The sequence below is a fragment of the Microlunatus endophyticus genome (assembly GCF_014646195.1).
Lineage (GTDB): Bacteria > Actinomycetota > Actinomycetes > Propionibacteriales > Propionibacteriaceae > Microlunatus > Microlunatus endophyticus.
Genome location: NZ_BMMZ01000019.1, coordinates 19,932 through 37,109, shown reverse-complemented (window position 1 = coordinate 37,109; position 17,178 = coordinate 19,932). Strand labels below are relative to the sequence as shown.

The following is a 17,178-nucleotide window of genomic DNA, read 5'->3' as shown; positions in this document are numbered from 1 at the left end:
GGCCGGATGGTTGTGGGCCGGCACTAGGTTCTTTGCATGGACAAGAAGCCGGTGGTGCTGGAGATCGACCTCGGACTCGGCCTGCAGAGCACCGATCCCAAGGATCCGGTCAGTGCCGTACGCTCCCGGATGGTTCCACGGCTGACCACGGTCGTCGCCGGTCTACGGCAGGGCGCCAAGGACGACGACGTCGTCGGGGCGGTCGTGCACGTCACGCCGGGCCCGTCGCTGTGGCAGGTCGAGGAGCTGCGCATTGCGCTGGCCGACTTTCGTGCGTCCGGACGCAAGGTGATCGCCTGGACCGAGACCTTCGGCGACCCCGGCCCAGGCACCGCCGGCTACTACCTCGCCGCGGTGGCCGACGAGATCTGGCTGCAGCCCAGCGGCGCGGTGGGTCTGCTGGGCATCGGCCTGAGCGTCACCACGATCCGCGGCGCGCTGGACAAGATCGGCGCCGAACCCCAGATGGGCCAGCGCAAGGAATTCAAGACCGCGGCCGAGATGTACACCTCGACCGAGATCAGCGAGCCGAACCGGGAGATGACCGGCCGGATGACCACGTCCATGACCGAGCAGGTCGTCGCGGCGACCGCCTCTGGACGCAAACTCGGTCCGGACCAGGTCCGCGCGGCGATCGAGGCCGCACCGCTGACGGCCCAGCAGGGCGTGGACCGCGGGCTGGTCGACCACCTCGGCTATCGGGCCGACGTCTACGACGCCGTACGGGACGAGTTCGGCGCCGGCGAGGATCACGAACTGCGGCTGGTCTTCGCCCACCGCTACTCGCGGTCGACCTCGACCAAACAGGCCATCCGCCGGGTCGTGCGCTCCCGGCGCCGGCCGATCATCGCGGTCGTCGACGTGGAGGGCGCGATCATCACCGGTCGCGCCAACAGGCAGCTTCCCGGCGGCCGGCCGCAGGCAGGCTCCGATCATGTGATCGCCGCGCTGCGCGCCGCGTCCCAGAACGATTCGGTCCGCGCCGTCGTGCTCCGGGTGGACAGCCCCGGCGGTTCCTACATCGCCTCCGATGTGATCCGCGACGCAGTGCTCCGGGTCCAGAAGTCCGGTCGTCCGGTGATCGCCTCGATGGGGGCTCTGGCGGCCTCTGGCGGCTACTTCGTCTCGATGGCCGCCGACACGATCATCGCCCTGCCGAGCACGTTGACCGGCTCGATCGGCGTCCTGGGTGGCAAGGTGGTGATCAAGGAGACGCTCACCAGGATCGGCGTCACACAGGAGGCCATCGGCGACCGCCCGGCGACGATGTTCTCCGCGATCCGCCGCTTCGACAACGAGGAGTGGGCCCGCTACGAGGCCTGGCTCGACCTGATCTACGACGACTTCACCCACAAGGCCGCCCACGATCGCGGTATGGACTACGACACCCTCGAGCCTTTGGCCCACGGCCGGGTCTGGACCGGCGCAGATGCCAAGCAACGCGGCCTGGTCGACGAGCTCGGTGGCTTCCAGGATGCGGTCGTCGAAGCCTGTCGCCGGGTCGGCGCCGATCTTGATCATGTCCGGGTCCAGGGCTTCCCGCAGGTGCCAATGCTGGCCCGGATACGCCCGGCCGAATCCAGTGAGTCACCGGCAGCCGCGCTCACCACCGGCCGACCCGCCGGCCTGCTGGAGACCGTGACCCAGGCGATCGGCATCGAGCCCGGTGGTGTGCTGACGATGCCGTGGCGCTTCGAGATCAGCTGATCCGCTGCCCGACCAGCACCAACGTGCCCGACCGCGTCCGGGAGATGATCATGGTCGCTTGCTGGTCACCGGACGGCTTCAGCCGCTTGCGGAGCTGCGCCGGATCGAGATCGACTCCGCGCTTCTTGATCTCCAGCCGGCCGACGCGATGATCACGAATCCAGCGACGTAGCAGCTTTTCGTTGTATGGCAGCGACTCGCTGATCTCGAAGCAGGTCGCGTACGGCGTGCTGATCAACTCATCGGCGCTGAGATAGGCGATCTGGTCGTCGAGCAGCCAGGCGCCGAGTTGATCACCGAGCACAGTGATCGCCCCGGCCCGGATCACGGCGCCGTCGGGTTCGTAGACGTAGCGGCCCGGCGGGGCGACCGCCAGTCGCCCGGGGCGCGCAACCATCCGGTGATCCGGCATGATCAGCGCTGCTCTGCTGTCCGGCTCGGACCGGACTCCGGACCACAGGCAGACCTCGACGGTCTCGCCGTGGTCACTGACCCACTCCGCCTCCACACCCGCTGGAATCTCCCGGTGCGGCAGCGCCGGCCCGAGCTTCACCGCAACCGCGCCAGCAGCGCACCGGCCGGTCAGGATCCCGGTCACGAATCCCCAGCGGGGAATGAAATCCTCGGTCCGCCACAAGCGGCCCGCGCTGCTGCGCCGGGCCGGATCGAGGAAGACACCGTCACCCGTTCGGACCAGCTCCGGCCCGATCTGCTCGGCATCGCCGGTGATCACCTCGGCGCGATCACCGAGATTGGCCCGGGCGACCTGGGCCGTGCGCTCGTCGATCTCGACCGCGACGACCTCCAGGCCGGCGGCGGCGAACGCCAGCGCATCCGAGCCGATCCCGCACCCGAGATCGACAACCCGGCGTACGCCGGCAGCGACCAAGCGAGCGGCATGATGGGCTGCGACCGACGGCCTGGTCGCCTGCTCCAGTCCGTCCCGGGTGAAGAACAGATTCTCGGCCCGGTCGGCGAACTTGGTGCGAGCGCGCTCCCGCAGCACGACCTGCTCCAAGGCGGCTGCCGCCACCTCGGGCGGATAGTGGCGCCGCATCCTTTCGGCGGCGGCCAGCGATCGCGGGTCGGCTTCGGCTCCGGCAGCGGCGAGGGCCTCACGACTCAGCGGCTCGGGATACACACGCCGACTGTAGTGCGCTGCGCACCTCGGGCCCGGTCTCTCAGGCTGCCGCCACCGGGAACCGTCGCAGACCACGCACCAGTCCACCGGGCTGGCGCTCCAGCGGCCCGGCGATCCTCAGATCGGGGGCGGCCGTCATGATCTCGCGGACGGCTTCGGTCGCCTCCAGCCGTGCCAGTGGAGCGCCGATGCAGTAGTGAGCGCCGCCGGAGAAGGAGAGGTGGTCCTTGGCATTGGGCCGGGTGATGTCGAAGTTGTCCGCGTCGGCGAAGACAGCCGGGTCGCGGTTGGCACCGCCGATGCCGATCACGATCGTCTCCCCTGCGGGCACCTGGGTGCCGCCGATCTCGACGGCGGTCGTCGTCAGTCGGGCGCTTCGCTGTACCGGTGCGTCGTAGCGCAGGCATTCCTCGACCGCCTGACCGGCCAGGTCCGGATGGTCGGCGAGCAACTCACGTTGGCCTGGGTTGGACAGCAGCGCCAGCACGGTGTTGCCGATCAGGTTGACGGTGGTCTGGAAACCGGCGATCAGCAGTAGCGTGCACAACGGCATCAGCTCATCGGACCGCACCTGACCGTCGGCGTTGGCGATCCGCGACATCATGTCGTCAACGGGCTCCCGTCGGCGCTGCTGGATGACCTTGTCCAGGATCTCGGCGAGCCGCTCCCGGGTCGCCAGCAGCCGGCGCGCATGCGCCAACGACTGGATGCCGCCGATCGCACTGCCGAATTCGGTTCCGTGCCGGACGAACTCGTCGGCGTCGGCATCGGGGATCCCGAAGAGTTCGGTGATCACCGCGACCGGCAGCGGAGCTGCGAACGTGCTGATCAGATCGAACGGCTCATCCCTGGGCAGATCCTTGATCAACTTCGCCACGACCGAGGCGATCAGCGGCCGGTAGTCGGCGATCCTGCGGGCGGTGAAGTCGCCGGCAATCACCTCGCGCAACCGGGTGTGATCGGGCGGATCCATGCTGAGCAAGGAAAGTCCGGCCTCCTTGGCCTCCTTGGTGGCCGCGGAGTAACTGCGGGACCGAAGGATCTGGTCGCTGATCCGATGATCAACAGTGACCATCCCGTTCATCGCCGTGCGCACCATCCTGCCCTTCGCGCGGATCCGCTCGTAGAGTGGATACGGATCCTCAATACCGGTTCTCAGCTGGATCAACGAGACCGGGTCGCGGCGCAGATAGCCGTTGCCGTACAAGCGAATCCGATAGCTGGAGAAGTCCCGGACAAAACGCAGAAGCTGTCGATCGATCACCATGGACGCCCCCGTCGACACGGCTGAGTCGAGCCGATGATCACACGATAGTGGTTCTGCGCGCCGCCGGCACAAGGACCGGGAATTCCTGAATACCGCGGATCAGGCTGCCAGGGCGGCGTACCCGCTTGCCGGCCTCCCGCAGATCGGGAAACTCGGTGGCAATGGCCCGCAGGGCGATCGCCGCCTCCAGCCGCGCCAGCGGGGCGCCGACGCAATAGTGGATGCCGCCGGAGAAGGACAGGTGCTCGTTGGCGTTGGACCGGTTGATGTCGAATCGGTCCGGATCGTCGAAGGCGGCGGGATCCCGGTTGGCCCCACCCAGCGCGGTCATCACGAACTGACCCTTGGCGACCGGCCGACCGAGCACCTCGGTGTCGCTCATCGCGACCCGTCCGGTGCGCTGCACCGGCGGGTCGTAGCGCAATCCTTCCTCGACCACCTGTTCGGCAAGCTCCGGCTGCTCGGTGAAGAGCCGCCACTGGTCGGGATGAGACAGCAGCGCCAGCACCGTGTTCCCGATCAGGTTGACGGTGGTCTCGAAGCCGGCGATCAGCAGCAGCGTGCACAGCGGCACCATCTCCTCGGGTCGTACGGCCTCCGGAGAATTCTCGTTGGCCGCGACGATCCGACCGATCAGGTCGTCCTGGGGATGCTGCCGGCGGAGTTCGAAGATCTCGGTGAAGATCTCCGCCAAGCGTGCCCTGGTCGCAGCCAGCTCGCGGGCATGGGCGATCGACTGAATCCCGCCCAGGGCACTGCCGAAGCGGGTCCCGTGCATCGCGAACTCCTCGGCATTGGCGTCCGGGATGCCCAGCAGATCAGTGATCACCGCGATCGGCAGCGGGGCGGCCAGCGATGACACCAGATCGAACGGCTGGTCCCGCGGCACGGTCCTGATCAGATCGTCGACGACCGCCTGCACCCGCGGACCGAAGGCCGGGATCTTCCGGGAGGTGAAATCCGGAGCCACCAGCCTACGCAACCGGGTGTGGTCCGGTGGATCGAGATCCAGTAGCGACAACTGGGCGTCCCGGCCGTCCTGGCCGACGCCGAAGCTGCGCGAGCGCAGCACCTCGTCACAGGCCGCATGGCTTGCGGTCACATAGTTGCCCAGCGGCGTCGGCGCCAGTACGCCTCGTTCTCGGATCCGCCGGTAGATCGGGTACGGGTCCTGCCGACCGGGCTCGAGGTGCAACAGCGCGGCCGGTTCCCGCCGGACATAGGCGTGGTACGAGATTCGCAAACGCGTCCCGTACAGCTCCTTGATGAACGCCAGCTGCTGTCGCCCGATCGCCATCGTCCCGCCCTTCCGCATCCACTCCCCGAACGTCAGGATCCATCCTGACGCGATCGGCAGCCGGCGCAAACGGCGAATGTCACGGATCTTTCCCTGACTCAGGGACGGCCCGGGTCAGACCAGTGGGCGGCTGACGGGCAGGGTCGAATCGGCGGCGAAGTCCAGTGCCGACGGCGGCAGGCCGCGGGAGACCATCTGCGCGCCGAGCACCGCGATCATCGCGCCGTTGTCGGTGCACAATCCTGGCCGCGGCCGACGCAGCCGGATGCCCCGCTCCTCGGCCCGCTCGGCGAGCAGGACGCGCAGCCGGCCGTTGGCTGCCACGCCGCCACCGATCAGCAGATCCTCGGCACCCAACGACTGACAGGCGTCGATCGCCTTGGCGCTGAGCACGTCGCAGACAGCCTCCTGGAAGCTGGCGGCGACGTCGGCCAGCGGGATGTCCAGGCCGTCCCGCTGCCGCAGCTCGACCCAGCGGGCGACCGCGGTCTTCAGACCGGAGAACGAGAAGTCGAAGCGATGCTTGACCAGGTCCTTCTGCGCCGTCAGGCCACGCGGGAAGCGAATCGCAGTCGGGTCGCCGGCCGCCTGCGGATCGCCGTCGCCGTTGGCGATCCGGTCGATCACGGGCCCACCGGGGTAGGACAGGCCGAGCAACCGGGCGACCTTGTCGTACGCCTCCCCCGCCGCATCGTCGATGGTGGCGCCGATCTCGATGATCTTGGTCGCCACATCGTCGACCCGAAGCAGCGAGGTGTGCCCACCGGAGACCAGCAGGGCGACCGCGGGCTGCGGAAGCGGTCCGTGCTCGAGTAGGTCGACCGCGACATGACCGGCCAGATGATTGACCCCGTACAACGGCTTTCCGGTGGCAAGAGCGAGCGCCTTGGCGGCGGCGATCCCGACCACCAGGGCGCCCATCAGCCCTGGACCGGCGGTGACCGCGATCGCGTCCAGCTGACCAAGATCGACATCGGCCGTCTTCAGGGCCCGTTCGATGGTGGGCACGATCGCCTCGAGGTGGGCCCGGCTGGCCACCTCCGGCACGACCCCACCGAAACGGACGTGTTCCTCGACGCTGGAGGCAACCTCGTTGGCCAGCAGCTGGTTGCCACGGACGATGCCGACGCCGGTCTCATCGCAGGAGGACTCGATCCCCAGGATCAACGGCTCACTCATGATCATCGCCTCCTACCGGTCGGCCCATGATCATCGCGTCCCGACCGGGGCCGTAGTAATCACCGCGGACCGCAAGCTGCGCGAAGCCGTACGCCCGGTAGAGCGCAATCGCCGCTGCATTGTCGGTCCGCACTTCCAAGATCATCTCTTGTACGCCTCGGGTCGCGGCCAGCTCAAGGCCGGAAGCCAGCAGGGACCTGCCGATCCCCTGCCGACGCTGCTGCGGATCGACCACGATCCGGTCAAGATCACAAACGTCCGGGCCGAACCGCAGGGCGATGACGCCGCGCAGCAGATCATCGCGTGCCGCCAGCACTCGTAGGGACTCGCCGGCCAGCTCCGACTGCCAGCTGGTGCGACTCCACTGCTCGGACGCCGGAAACCCGGCCCGCTCCAGCCCGAGGATGGCATCAAGATCACCAAGACCGGCGGGGCCGGTGGAGAGCGTCGCGATGGCGGTCATCGCAGTGCCCGGGGATGGGCAAGGACCGACTTCCGCGGTCCCGGCGGAGCAGCATCGGGGCTGCGGAGATACAGCGGCTCGATACCGGCATCCGGCAGCTCGGGTCCGGCCAGGGCCAGTACGCCCCCGTCCAGCCGGGTCGGCCCGTCCAGCCGGGTCCGGTCGGCCGAGGCAAGTTCCGGATGCACCAGGCCCGCCGGCCCGGCGACCGGTAGCGCCGGCAACTGGTCCGGCCTGCCGACCGACGGCCCGTCGACCCGTACGCCGTCGGCGCCGTAGCGGGCCCAGTAGACCTCCCGGCGGCGTGCGTCGGTGGCGATCAGGAAGTCGCCATCGGGGCGTTCGCCGCGCTGCCACTGCACGGCCAGCACGTCGAGGCTGCAGACGCCGCGGACCCTGACGCCCAGAACCGAGCCCAGGACCCGCGCGGTGGCGATGCCGACCCGCAGCCCGGTGTACGGACCGGGTCCGACGCCGACGACGATCCCGGTCACCGCGGTGACGTCGAGGCCGATCTCAGTGATCATGGTCGACAACAGCGGCGCCAGCTGTTCGACGTGTCGTTTCGGATCGTCGTAGGTCCTGCTGGCGAGCACCTGCTTGCCGTCGGACAGCCCGACCTGCACCTGGGTCGAGGTGTCCACCCCCAGCGTCAGCCGATCAGCCACGGGCAACCGCCCCATTCACATCCAGCCGGCCGAGCTCAAGGTCGTCAAGGCCCAGTTCGTCGAGATCGGCCTGCGTCCAGCGGTCGCCGACACCGGTGATCAACACCGTCCGGGTGTCGTCGTCCGGATCGGCGCTGCGCAGCACCGTGATCTGCAGCCGGTCGGGGCTGAGGATCTCGGCGACGTTCTCGCCCCACTCGACGACGGTGACCGACCGGTCGAGAGTCTCCTCGAGATCGAGATCCTCCAACTCATCGGCGCTCGACAGCCGGTAGGCGTCGACATGCACAAGATCAGGACGACCCTCGGCCGCGTGATGGATCCGCGACAACACGAATGTCGGCGAGATGATCGGTCCAGCCGCGCCAAGACCCTCACCAATACCCTGGGTGAGCGTGGTCTTGCCGGCGCCGAGATCACCGGTGGCGATGATCACGTCGCCGGGCCGCAGTCGGGCGGCCAGCCGAGCGCCGAGTGCTGTCATGTCGTCAGCGGCCGGCACCACGACCCGGCGCGGCAGTTGTCTGGCCAGCATCACGCCGTACGGCGCCTGCCGGTCGATCACGAAACCGCGGTGCTGCCAGTAGCTGATCAACTCCGGGAATTCGCCGCGGGCGAAGAGCTCCAACCGCACGCAGCCGAGCTCGGCGGCCAGCAGTTCGGCCTCGACGACCATGGCCGATGCGATGCCGTGCCGCTGGAAGTCCGGGTGCACCGACACCCGGCGCAGCACGCCGGTCCGGCCGTCGCCGTGATCATGGTCCCGCTCGACGATGATCGCCCCCGCAGGGCGCCCGGACACCGTCGCGTACACACCGGTACCCCGGGCCAGCGCCTCGGCGACCGTCTCGGCGGTCTCGGCGTCAGCGGTGGACGGCGGATCCAGCGGCGGTCGGGCGCCGAAGGCCGCGTGGATCACCTCGACCATGCCGGCAGCATGCTCGGCAGTGGCGCGGTAGTAGGTCGGGAACGGCTCTTCCTCAGTCGTGAGCTGGCCGTCGATCGCGGGCTGGTCGGTCATCGCCCGCTATGGTAGGCCGTCCGTTCCGGACGACCGTCGGAGCTCCACCGGCCGCTGCCGGCCTTGCCGTTCGGCTTGCCGTTGCCGGGGCCTCGGTTGGAGCGGCCGCCCGGTCCGCGACCTGACCGGTTGAAGCCGCCCTCGGACCGATTGAACCCGCCGCGCCTGTTGCCGGACCGCGGACCGCGATCCGAACGCGGCGCGATCAACTTCTCGTAGTCGCGGCTGCTGATGTAGTCGCCGCTGGTCTCGGCCGCACCGGTCGCCTCGGCCAGGTCGGCATCGCCCGGCCGGGCCTTCAGCTCGATCGCGTCGACACCGGCATCGCGGGCCAGCCGACGAACCTGCCGACGCTGGTCGGGAAGCACCAGCGTGGCCACCACACCAGTCTCGCCGGCACGTGCCGTGCGGCCGGCACGGTGCAGGTAGGTCTTCGCATCGGCCGGCGGATCGACCTGCAGGACCAGACCGACCTCGTCCACGTGGATGCCGCGGGCCGCGACGTCGGTCGCCACCAGGACCGGCAACGAGCCGTTCTTGAAGGCCTCGAGGGTACGGTTCCGGGCGCCCTGTGGCAGCCCGCCATGCAGCGCGCCGGCCATCACACCGGAGTTCCGCAGCTCCTCGGCGACTCGGTCGGCGCCCAGCTGGGTGCGTACGAAGATCACCGTTCGGCCGTCCCGGTTGGCGATCTCGGCGGTGATCGACTTCTTGTCGGCCGGCGCGATCGGCAGCAGGTAGTGGGTCATGGTGTCGACCGAGGCCTGGGCGCCGTCCACCTCATGGGTGCTCGGATCGGTCAGGTAAGTCGCGACCAGCCGATCGATGCCGCGGTCCAGAGTGGCGCTGAAGAGCATCCGCTGGCCGTCGGCCGGGATCGCGTCGAGAATGGTGGTGACTTCGGGCAGGAAGCCGAGATCGGCCATGTGGTCGGCCTCGTCGAGGACGGTGATCTCGATCGCATCCAGCTCCAGCGCCTGCCGGTCCATCAGGTCGATGATCCGCCCGGGGGTGCCGATGACGACGTCGACGCCCTGCTCGAGGCTGCGCAACTGCGGGGTGTAGGACATGCCGCCGGCGACCAGGACGGTCCGCAGGCCGAGAGCCCGGCCCAGCGGGGCCAGCACATCGGAGACCTGGGTGGCAAGTTCGCGGGTCGGCAGCAGGATGATGCCGCGGGGTGAGCGACCGGGCCGACGGCCCTTGGCCAGGCGGGTCAGCAGCGGGAGGCCGAAGCCGAGCGTCTTGCCCGAGCCCGTACGCCCCCGGCCGAGGACGTCGCGGCCGGAGACCGCGTCGGGGATGGCCGCGGCCTGGATCGGGAAGGGTGTGGTGATGCCGTCCTCGGCGAGCCGGTCGACCAGCACCGCATCGACGCCGAGCTCGGCGAAGTCGGTCGCCGTCACCACGGCTGCCGGAGCGCTGGTTCGATCGACGGGGGTTCGCTCGACGGGGGTTCGCTCGACGGGGGTTCGCTCGACGGGGGTTCGCTCGACGGGGGTGCGCTCGACGCGAGTGGTCCGGCGGTCGTCGCGATCGAAGCGGGGACGGTCGAAGCGCGGACGGTCGGTCCGGCGATCGTCACGATCGAAGCGGGGACGGTCGTCGCGCCGGTCAGCACGCCGATCGTCGCGGTCGTAACGGGAACGGTCGTCGCGGTCGTAACGGGGACGATCGTCGCGGTCGTAACGGGAACGGTCATCGCGCTGGAAGCGCGGTCGGTCGTCACGGTCGAAGCGGCGCCGGTCGTCACGCCGGTCGTCACGCTCGAACCGATCCCGTGGGGAGGATTGCGCCGTGACATCGCGGTCGGATCGTCCCCACGAACCGGCACGACGGGTGTCGCGCGACTCGGAACGCGGCTCGAAATCGGACTGGACACCACCGCGACGACGAGGACGGCGGCCCTTGGCAGCACGTTCCTCGGGGCTCCAACGGCGCTTCTTCGACGAGGAGTCGGAACGCGGGGAGCGCGACGGATTCGGGCGCTTGGCGCCCTCGGACTTACCGGATGGCATGAATCTCTCTTCTTCACCGGCGGTTTTCCGGTGATCGGGGCGCACGCGCCCCTGAAAGGACGCACGCATCGTGGTCGAACCCCGGGCGCGGGCGCGCCGCAACTGCAAGGAGTTGGGTTCGGATGGGAAGCGGGATCGCGGTGGATCAACACCGACCCGCTGACAGCCAGTCTACGGGGCCGGGCCGCAGAAACCGAATCGAGATCGGATCCGGGCAGCGCATGCAGGCACAGGACCTGTGTCAGCTCGGCGGCAAGCCGCGGGACGCCTCCATCGCCTGCACGCGATCACCGCCGTCACCACCGGTTGCCCGGGTGACCAGGTTCGCCAGGACGCGAGTGACGCGCTCGTGGTACTCGATCATCGCCATGTGTCCGCAGGGATCGAGGATCAGCACATCGGCATTGGGAAGTTCCTCGATCATCAGCTCGGTGTGCCGGAAGGGCGTGACCAGATCCTGTTTGGCCCCGACCACCGCCGTCGGCAGCTGGTTGATCACCCGCAGCGCCTCGGACTCGTCGAGATCGGCGAAGGCCGGATAGAAATCGGCGATCACATCCAGCGGTGTCTGGGCGAGCATCTCTCCGACGAATTTCACGTAGGCCGGCGGCACCGGTGACGGGAAGGTCATCAGCCCCGTCAGCAGCCAGGCCAGATCGGAACCGGCCTGCCGGGTCTGCTCGACCACGGTCGGAATCCGGTTCAGTGCGGCCATGGCGGGGACGGCCGCCCGTGCCAGCAGCCGACCCGGAAGCCCCCGCACCGGGTGCCGGTCGAGCAGGTCGTCGCTGGAGGTGCACACCAGGCCTACCCCGATGATCGGCCCCACCCCGTCGATCGGACCGGTCGCTCCGAACCATTCCGGATGCTGGCGGGCCAGCTCCATCACGGTCATGCCGCCCATCGAGTGGCCGATCAGGATCACTGGGCCCGGGCCTGCGACCTCACGCAGGATCTGGGTCAGGTCCGCACCCAGCTGAGAGATCCGGGACAGGCTGGCCGAGGACCGCCCGGACCGGCCGTGCGACCGGTGGTCGTAGAAGATCATCCGATACTTGCCGCGCAGATCCCGGCGCTGGAAATACCAGCAGTCAAGGCTGAGCGCGTAGCCGTGCAGGAACACCAACGTGGGGCGGGAGCCGTCGGCGTCCTCCTGATCGTCCGGCTCGTCGACCTCCACGTGCAGTTTCACGCCATCGATGGTCTCCACCTCACGGCCCTCGGACCGCAGCGCGAAGAACGGCTCCGCATCGGCACCGCCGATGGCAGGTCGCAACCGCTTGCCGATCAGTTCCCGCTCGAGCCGGAAACCGGCTGCCACCCCGCCCAGCGCCAACGCGGCGACTCCGGCTGCCAGACCGATCCCCTCGCGCCGGCTCATGCTCCTCCTCGGCGATAGTTCCGCGGCACCCGGACGCCGATCCGGGTGACGATCTCATATCCGATGGTGCCGCACGCCAGCGCCCAATCCTGCGCGGTCGGTCCGGGGCCGGGGCCGAAGACCACCACCTCGTCGCCCACCTGCGCGCTCGCTCCAGGCCCTAGATCGATCATGAACTGGTCCATGCAGACCCGACCGCGGATCGGGACGGTACGGCCGCCGACGAGGACCTCGGCCGAGTTGCTGGCGTGCACCGGGATGCCGTCGCCGTAACCCAGCGGGACCAGGCCCAGCACGGTGTCCCGGTCGGCGATCCAGGTGTGCCCGTACGACACCCCGTCGCCCTTGGCAATCCGCTTGACCGCAGCCAGCCTGGCGCGCAACGTCATCACCGGCTCGAGTTCCAGGCCGGCGTCACGAGCCAGTCCCGGCGCGGGTTCGATACCGTAGCTGGCGATACCCATCCGGACCAGGTCGTAGCGGGCCTCCGGCAGCGTGATCGCCGCTGCGGAATTGGCCAGATGCCGTACGTCGGGACGCAGCCCGTGCCGCTCAGCCACAGCGAGCGCGTCGGCGAACACCTTCTGCTGGCGGGCGATCGAGGGATCGCCGGGCTCGTCGGCCGACGCGAAGTGCGACCAGATGCCGGCGACCCGGATCGCACCGGTCTCCTCCGCTTCCGCGGCCAGCGCACACAACGTCTCCCAGTCAGCGTACGAGGCCCCGTTGCGGGACAGGCCGGTGTCGATCTTGAGATGCACCCGGGCCGTACGCTGCACCGCACCGGCCGCGGCGACCAGCTGCGACAGCTGGTCGGCATGGTGGGCCGCAACGTCGATGTCGGCGGCGACCGGGGCCTCCAGATCCTCGTCCGGACCGTACAGCCAGCACAGCAGCGGCCCCTGATCGCCGGCGGCCCGCACCCGCAACGCCTCGGTCGGGGTCGCCGCACCGAGCCACTCCGCACCGGCCTCACGGGCCACCCGGGCACAGTTGATCATGCCGTGCCCGTACGCCTCCGCCTTGACCACGACCATGATCGGCACGCCGACATGATCACGGATCCGGTGCAGATTGCGGGCGAACGCCGCAAGATCGACATCGGCCGACGCGGTGTCCGGATCAATACCCGAGGTCAGTCCGTCCATGATTGACTCGTCCATGATCAACTCCCGAGTCACCGAGGCGCAGCCGACTGCTGCAACCGGCCGAGGGTCCGTGCCGCTTCGCGGGCGAGTTCGTGCGGCGGGACCGGTCCGGGCAGGGCTGCCGCGGTGACCGCCTGCAGTGAAGCCGCCAGGACGGCGGCGCGGGGTGCCGGAAGCCCGGCCGCGAGCAGGGTCGTACAGATTCCGGCCAGTACGTCCCCGGAGCCGGCCTGCGCCGTCCAGGCCGGGCCGGGCACGGCGATCAGGACTGAGCGTCTCCCCGGCTGCGCGACGATCTGGGTGGCACCCTTGAGCAGCACGGTCGCGCCGGTGCGGTCCGCGCCACGATGTGCGGCACCGACCGGATCGGCCTCGACCTCGGATCGTTCGCAGTCCAGCAGCCGGGCCAACTCACCGGCGTGCGGCGTCAGCAGCCAGCTCGGCTCCAGGCCGCCGTCCGGCAGGTGCCGGAGCCCGTCAGCGTCCACCACGGCCGGCAGGCCGTCGGCCAGGCCCTTGGCGATCACCTCGGCGCCGTCCTCCCGCTCGCCCCAGCCCGAGCCGTACAACCGGGCCTGGACCCGCCCGTCGGCGTAGACGACATTAGGCAGGTCGGCCGTCAGCACCCGCCGTGCCTCGTCACTGCCGTGAAAGCGGACCATGCCGGCACCGGCGTAGACCGCGCCATGGGTGGCCAGGATCCCGGCACCGGGATACTGCGTCGACCCGGCGTCGATTCCCACCACGCCGCGGGAGTACTTGTCATTCTTCGCACCCGGGTACGGCCACCAGGCTGCAAGATCGTCGACATCGAGCTGCTGCAGCTCGGTGACCGCCTGATCGGCCTCGAAACCCAGATCGACCCGGACGACGCGCCCCGCATGATCTCTTGCCGGCTGGATGAATTCGCTGGGTTTACTGGCTCCGAAACTCACCGTCGTCGTGGCCCGGACCGCTGCCCCCGGCACCGCGCCGGTGTCGGCATCGACCCCGGAAGGAAGATCAACTGCGATCACCGGTACTGCATGATGATCAAGCAGGGAGACCAGCCCGGCAACGCGATCCGGCAGCCCGGGCCGACCGCCGATGCCGAAGATCCCGTCCACCGCCAGGTCGTAGCGACCAAGATCAGCTTCAACGTCGGCGGCTCCGCCGACGACTCGGCCGCCAGCATGCACCAAGGCGTCCATGCCTGCTCGGTGCGGCGCACCGACCAGAGGCACCGCCGTGACCGAGGCACCGCGCCGGGCCAGCCGGGCGCCGGCGAAGAGCGCGTCACCGCCGTTGTTCCCCGGCCCGACCAAGATCAACAACTGCGCCCCGTAGACCCTCCCCCGGCCTTCGACCAACTCGTCGGCGATCACCGATGCCAGGGCGCCCGCGGCGTACTGCATCAGATCGCGGCGCGGATCGGCGGCGATCGCCGCCTCTTCGAGCCGGCGGATGTCGTGCACCGGATAGGCCGTCAGCATGATCAACTCCTGTAGGCGTCAGCGTTCGCAGATCACGAACGCCGAGGCTATCCCGGCGTCGTGGGACAACGAGACGTGGATCGCACCGACACCCAGGGCGGCGGCGCGGGCGGCGACGGTCCCGGTGATCGCGAAGGACGGCTTACCCTCGTCGTCGGTCAGAATCTCGGCATCCAGCCAGGACAATCCGCTGGGGGCGCCGAGCGCCTTGGCCAGCGCTTCCTTGGCGGCGAACCGGGCCGCCAGCGACGCGACCGGCCGGGTCGCCTCGGTCGAGGTGAAGAGCCGCTTGACCAGACCCGGCCGACGCTGGATGGCAGCCGCGAACCGATCGACATCGCAGACATCGATCCCGACACCGACGATCACCGGATCACCTACTCCACCGTGACGGACTTGGCCAGGTTGCGCGGCTGGTCGACGTCGTGGCCCTTGCGGGTCGCCAGCTCGCAGGCGAACAGCTGCAGCGGCACGATCGCGGCCAGCGGCTGCAGCAGGGTCGACACTTTCGGCAGCCTGATCCAGACGTCGGCCAGCGCCGGGATCGCCTCATCGTCCTCCTCGGCGAGCACCGCGGTCAGCGCGCCGCGGGCGCGGATCTCGGCGATATTGGAGACGACCTTGTCGTGCAACATGTCGCGGCCCTGCGGCGGTACGACGACGAAGACCGGCAGCCCGTCCTCGATCAAGGCGATCGGACCGTGTTTGAGCTCGCCCGCCGCGAATCCCTCGGCGTGGATGTAGGCCAGCTCCTTCAGCTTCAGCGCACCTTCCAGCGCGACCGGGTATCCGACGTGCCGGCCGAGGAACAGCACCGACGGCTGATCGGCGAAATCAGCAGCCAGCTCGAGCACCGGTTCGGCCTCGTCCAGCACCCGTTGGATGGTCTGCGGCATCCGCTCCAGTTCGGCCATCAACACCGCGATCTCGTCGCCGAACAGGGTGCTGCGCACCTGGGCCAGATAGAGACCGAGCAGGTAGCAGGCGGTCAGCTGGGTGGTGAATCCCTTGGTGGAGGCGACGCCGATCTCCGGCCCGGCATGGGTGTAGATCACCGCATCGGACTCTCGCGGGATCGTCGAACCGTTGGTGTTGCAGATCGCCAGCACCCGGGCACCCTGCTCGGAGGCGTGCCGGATCGCCATCAGTGTGTCCGCGGTCTCGCCGGACTGGCTGATGCAGACCACCAGGGTGCGGCCGGAGAGGATCGGGTCCCGATAGCGGAATTCGTGAGCCAGCTCGACCTCGCAGGCGATCCGGGTCCAGTGCTCGATCGCGTACTTGGCCACCAGACCGGAGTAGAAGGCGGTCCCGCAGGCGACGATGATGATCTTGTCGATCAGGCGCAGCTCGTACTCCGGGATCCGCAACTCGTCCAGCCGCAGGGAGCCGTCGGTGTCATAGCGACCGAGCAACGTGTCGGCGACCGCCTTCGGTTGCTCGTAGATCTCCTTGCGCATGAACCAGTCGAAGCCGTCCTTCTGCGCTGCCGACGTGTCCCAGTCGACGTGGTAGGCGGTCGTCGTCGCCGGGGCGCCGTCGAAGCCTGTCACCCGCACACCGTCGGCTCGGATCTCCACGACCTGGTCCTGGCCGAGTTCGATGGCGTCCCGGGTGTGGTCGATGAAGGCCGCGACATCCGAGGCCAGGTAGTTCTCGCCGTCCCCCACTCCGACCACCAGCGGCGAGTTGCGCCGGGCGCCGACCACGACCCGCGGATCGTCCCGGTCCACCGCGACCAGGGTGAACGCCCCGTCCAGCCGGTTGCAGACCGCCCGCATCGCCCCGGCCAGGTCGACTGCCCCGTCTGCACCTGCCCCGTCTGCACCTGCCCCGTCCTGGCCGGATGCCAGCTCCTGGGCGAGCAGATGCGCCGCGACCTCGGTGTCGGTGTCGGAGACCGTCGTGATGCCGGCCTCGGCGAGCCCGGCGCGCAGCAGCGCGTGATTCTCGAGGATGCCGTTGTGCACGACCGCGACGCGGCCGTCGTACGACAAGTGCGGGTGGGCGTTGAGATCGTTCGGTACACCGTGGGTCGCCCACCGGGTGTGCCCGATCCCGACACCGTCGGCCGGCATCGGTTCGGACTGCAGCACCTCAGCGAGGTTGGCGATCTTTCCGGCTCGCTTGACGAGCTCGATCCGCCTGCCCGGTCGGTCGGCTGCGCGGTCGGTGCCTGAGTCGGTGCCTGAGCCGGTGCCTGAGTCGGTGCCTGAGCCGGTGCCTGAGTCGGTGCCTGAGCCGGTGCCTGAGTCGGAGGTCACGACGGCGATCCCCGCCGAGTCGTAGCCGCGGTACTCCAACCGCTTCAGCCCGGCCAGGATGATGTCGGCGGCCGGCGCCGGACCGACGTAACCCACGATGCCGCACATGCCGGTCAGGATACCCGCGGTCGGCGGGGCGATTCGAACGTTCG

14 protein-coding genes are annotated in these 17,178 nt (G+C 69.3%); 1 reads left to right on the top strand and 13 read right to left on the bottom strand.

Annotation, left to right across the window (positions count from 1 at the left end; translation table 11 throughout):
* Window positions 1-36 precede the first annotated feature (36 nt).
* On the top strand, window positions 37-1,707 hold the full coding sequence (locus IEY07_RS23110) for a S49 family peptidase (protein ID WP_188898366.1): 1,671 nt from the start codon (window positions 37-39) through the stop codon (window positions 1,705-1,707).
* Here IEY07_RS23110 and IEY07_RS23105 read toward each other — a convergent pair.
* The 13 genes from IEY07_RS23105 to glmS form a co-directional block, all read right to left on the bottom strand.
* Entirely contained in the window at window positions 1,700-2,848 is a 1,149-nt protein-coding gene (locus IEY07_RS23105) for a THUMP-like domain-containing protein (RefSeq protein ID WP_229670576.1), read from the bottom strand. The genes IEY07_RS23110 and IEY07_RS23105 overlap by 8 nt on opposite strands.
* A 40-nt stretch (window positions 2,849-2,888) precedes the next feature.
* Window positions 2,889-4,115: a cytochrome P450 gene (locus IEY07_RS23100; protein ID WP_188898364.1), complete on the bottom strand. Its 1,227-nt coding sequence runs from the start codon at window positions 4,113-4,115 to the stop codon at window positions 2,889-2,891.
* Between the two features lie 37 nt (window positions 4,116-4,152).
* Complete coding sequence (locus IEY07_RS23095; RefSeq protein ID WP_188898362.1) at window positions 4,153-5,412, bottom strand: cytochrome P450; 1,260 nt, start codon at window positions 5,410-5,412, stop codon at window positions 4,153-4,155.
* Between the two features lie 114 nt (window positions 5,413-5,526).
* Window positions 5,527-6,591 carry a tRNA (adenosine(37)-N6)-threonylcarbamoyltransferase complex transferase subunit TsaD gene (tsaD, locus tag IEY07_RS23090; protein WP_188898361.1) on the bottom strand — a complete coding sequence of 355 codons (1,065 nt, stop codon included), beginning with the start codon at window positions 6,589-6,591 and terminating at the stop codon, window positions 5,527-5,529.
* Window positions 6,584-7,054, bottom strand: coding sequence for a ribosomal protein S18-alanine N-acetyltransferase (gene rimI, locus IEY07_RS23085; RefSeq protein ID WP_188898359.1), 471 nt, complete (start codon window positions 7,052-7,054; stop codon window positions 6,584-6,586). Before rimI ends, tsaD begins: the two co-directional genes overlap by 8 nt.
* Window positions 7,051-7,722, bottom strand: coding sequence for a tRNA (adenosine(37)-N6)-threonylcarbamoyltransferase complex dimerization subunit type 1 TsaB (gene tsaB, locus IEY07_RS23080; protein ID WP_229670575.1), 672 nt, complete (start codon window positions 7,720-7,722; stop codon window positions 7,051-7,053). Before tsaB ends, rimI begins: the two co-directional genes overlap by 4 nt.
* The gene (tsaE, locus tag IEY07_RS23075; protein ID WP_229670573.1) at window positions 7,715-8,743 is read right to left on the bottom strand and encodes a tRNA (adenosine(37)-N6)-threonylcarbamoyltransferase complex ATPase subunit type 1 TsaE; all 1,029 of its coding nucleotides are present in this window, start codon (window positions 8,741-8,743) and stop codon (window positions 7,715-7,717) included. Before tsaE ends, tsaB begins: the two co-directional genes overlap by 8 nt.
* A complete protein-coding gene (locus tag IEY07_RS23070; protein ID WP_229670572.1) occupies window positions 8,740-10,761 on the bottom strand; it encodes a DEAD/DEAH box helicase in 2,022 nt (673 codons plus the stop codon). The genes tsaE and IEY07_RS23070 overlap by 4 nt, the downstream gene beginning before the upstream one ends.
* 241 nt (window positions 10,762-11,002) lie before the next feature.
* On the bottom strand, window positions 11,003-12,142 hold the full coding sequence (locus IEY07_RS23065) for an alpha/beta fold hydrolase (protein ID WP_188898353.1): 1,140 nt from the start codon (window positions 12,140-12,142) through the stop codon (window positions 11,003-11,005).
* Window positions 12,139-13,305: an alanine racemase gene (gene alr / locus IEY07_RS23060; RefSeq protein ID WP_229670570.1), complete on the bottom strand. Its 1,167-nt coding sequence runs from the start codon at window positions 13,303-13,305 to the stop codon at window positions 12,139-12,141. The genes IEY07_RS23065 and alr overlap by 4 nt, the downstream gene beginning before the upstream one ends.
* Before the next feature lie 14 nt (window positions 13,306-13,319).
* Window positions 13,320-14,762, bottom strand: coding sequence for an NAD(P)H-hydrate epimerase (locus IEY07_RS23055; protein ID WP_188898352.1), 1,443 nt, complete (start codon window positions 14,760-14,762; stop codon window positions 13,320-13,322).
* Window positions 14,763-14,780: 18 nt separating this feature from the next.
* Complete coding sequence (locus IEY07_RS23050) at window positions 14,781-15,131, bottom strand: holo-ACP synthase (RefSeq protein WP_188898350.1); 351 nt, start codon at window positions 15,129-15,131, stop codon at window positions 14,781-14,783.
* 8 nt (window positions 15,132-15,139) lie between these two features.
* Window positions 15,140-17,134: a glutamine--fructose-6-phosphate transaminase (isomerizing) gene (gene glmS / locus IEY07_RS23045; protein WP_188898348.1), complete on the bottom strand. Its 1,995-nt coding sequence runs from the start codon at window positions 17,132-17,134 to the stop codon at window positions 15,140-15,142.
* Between the last annotated feature and the right edge of the window lie 44 nt (window positions 17,135-17,178).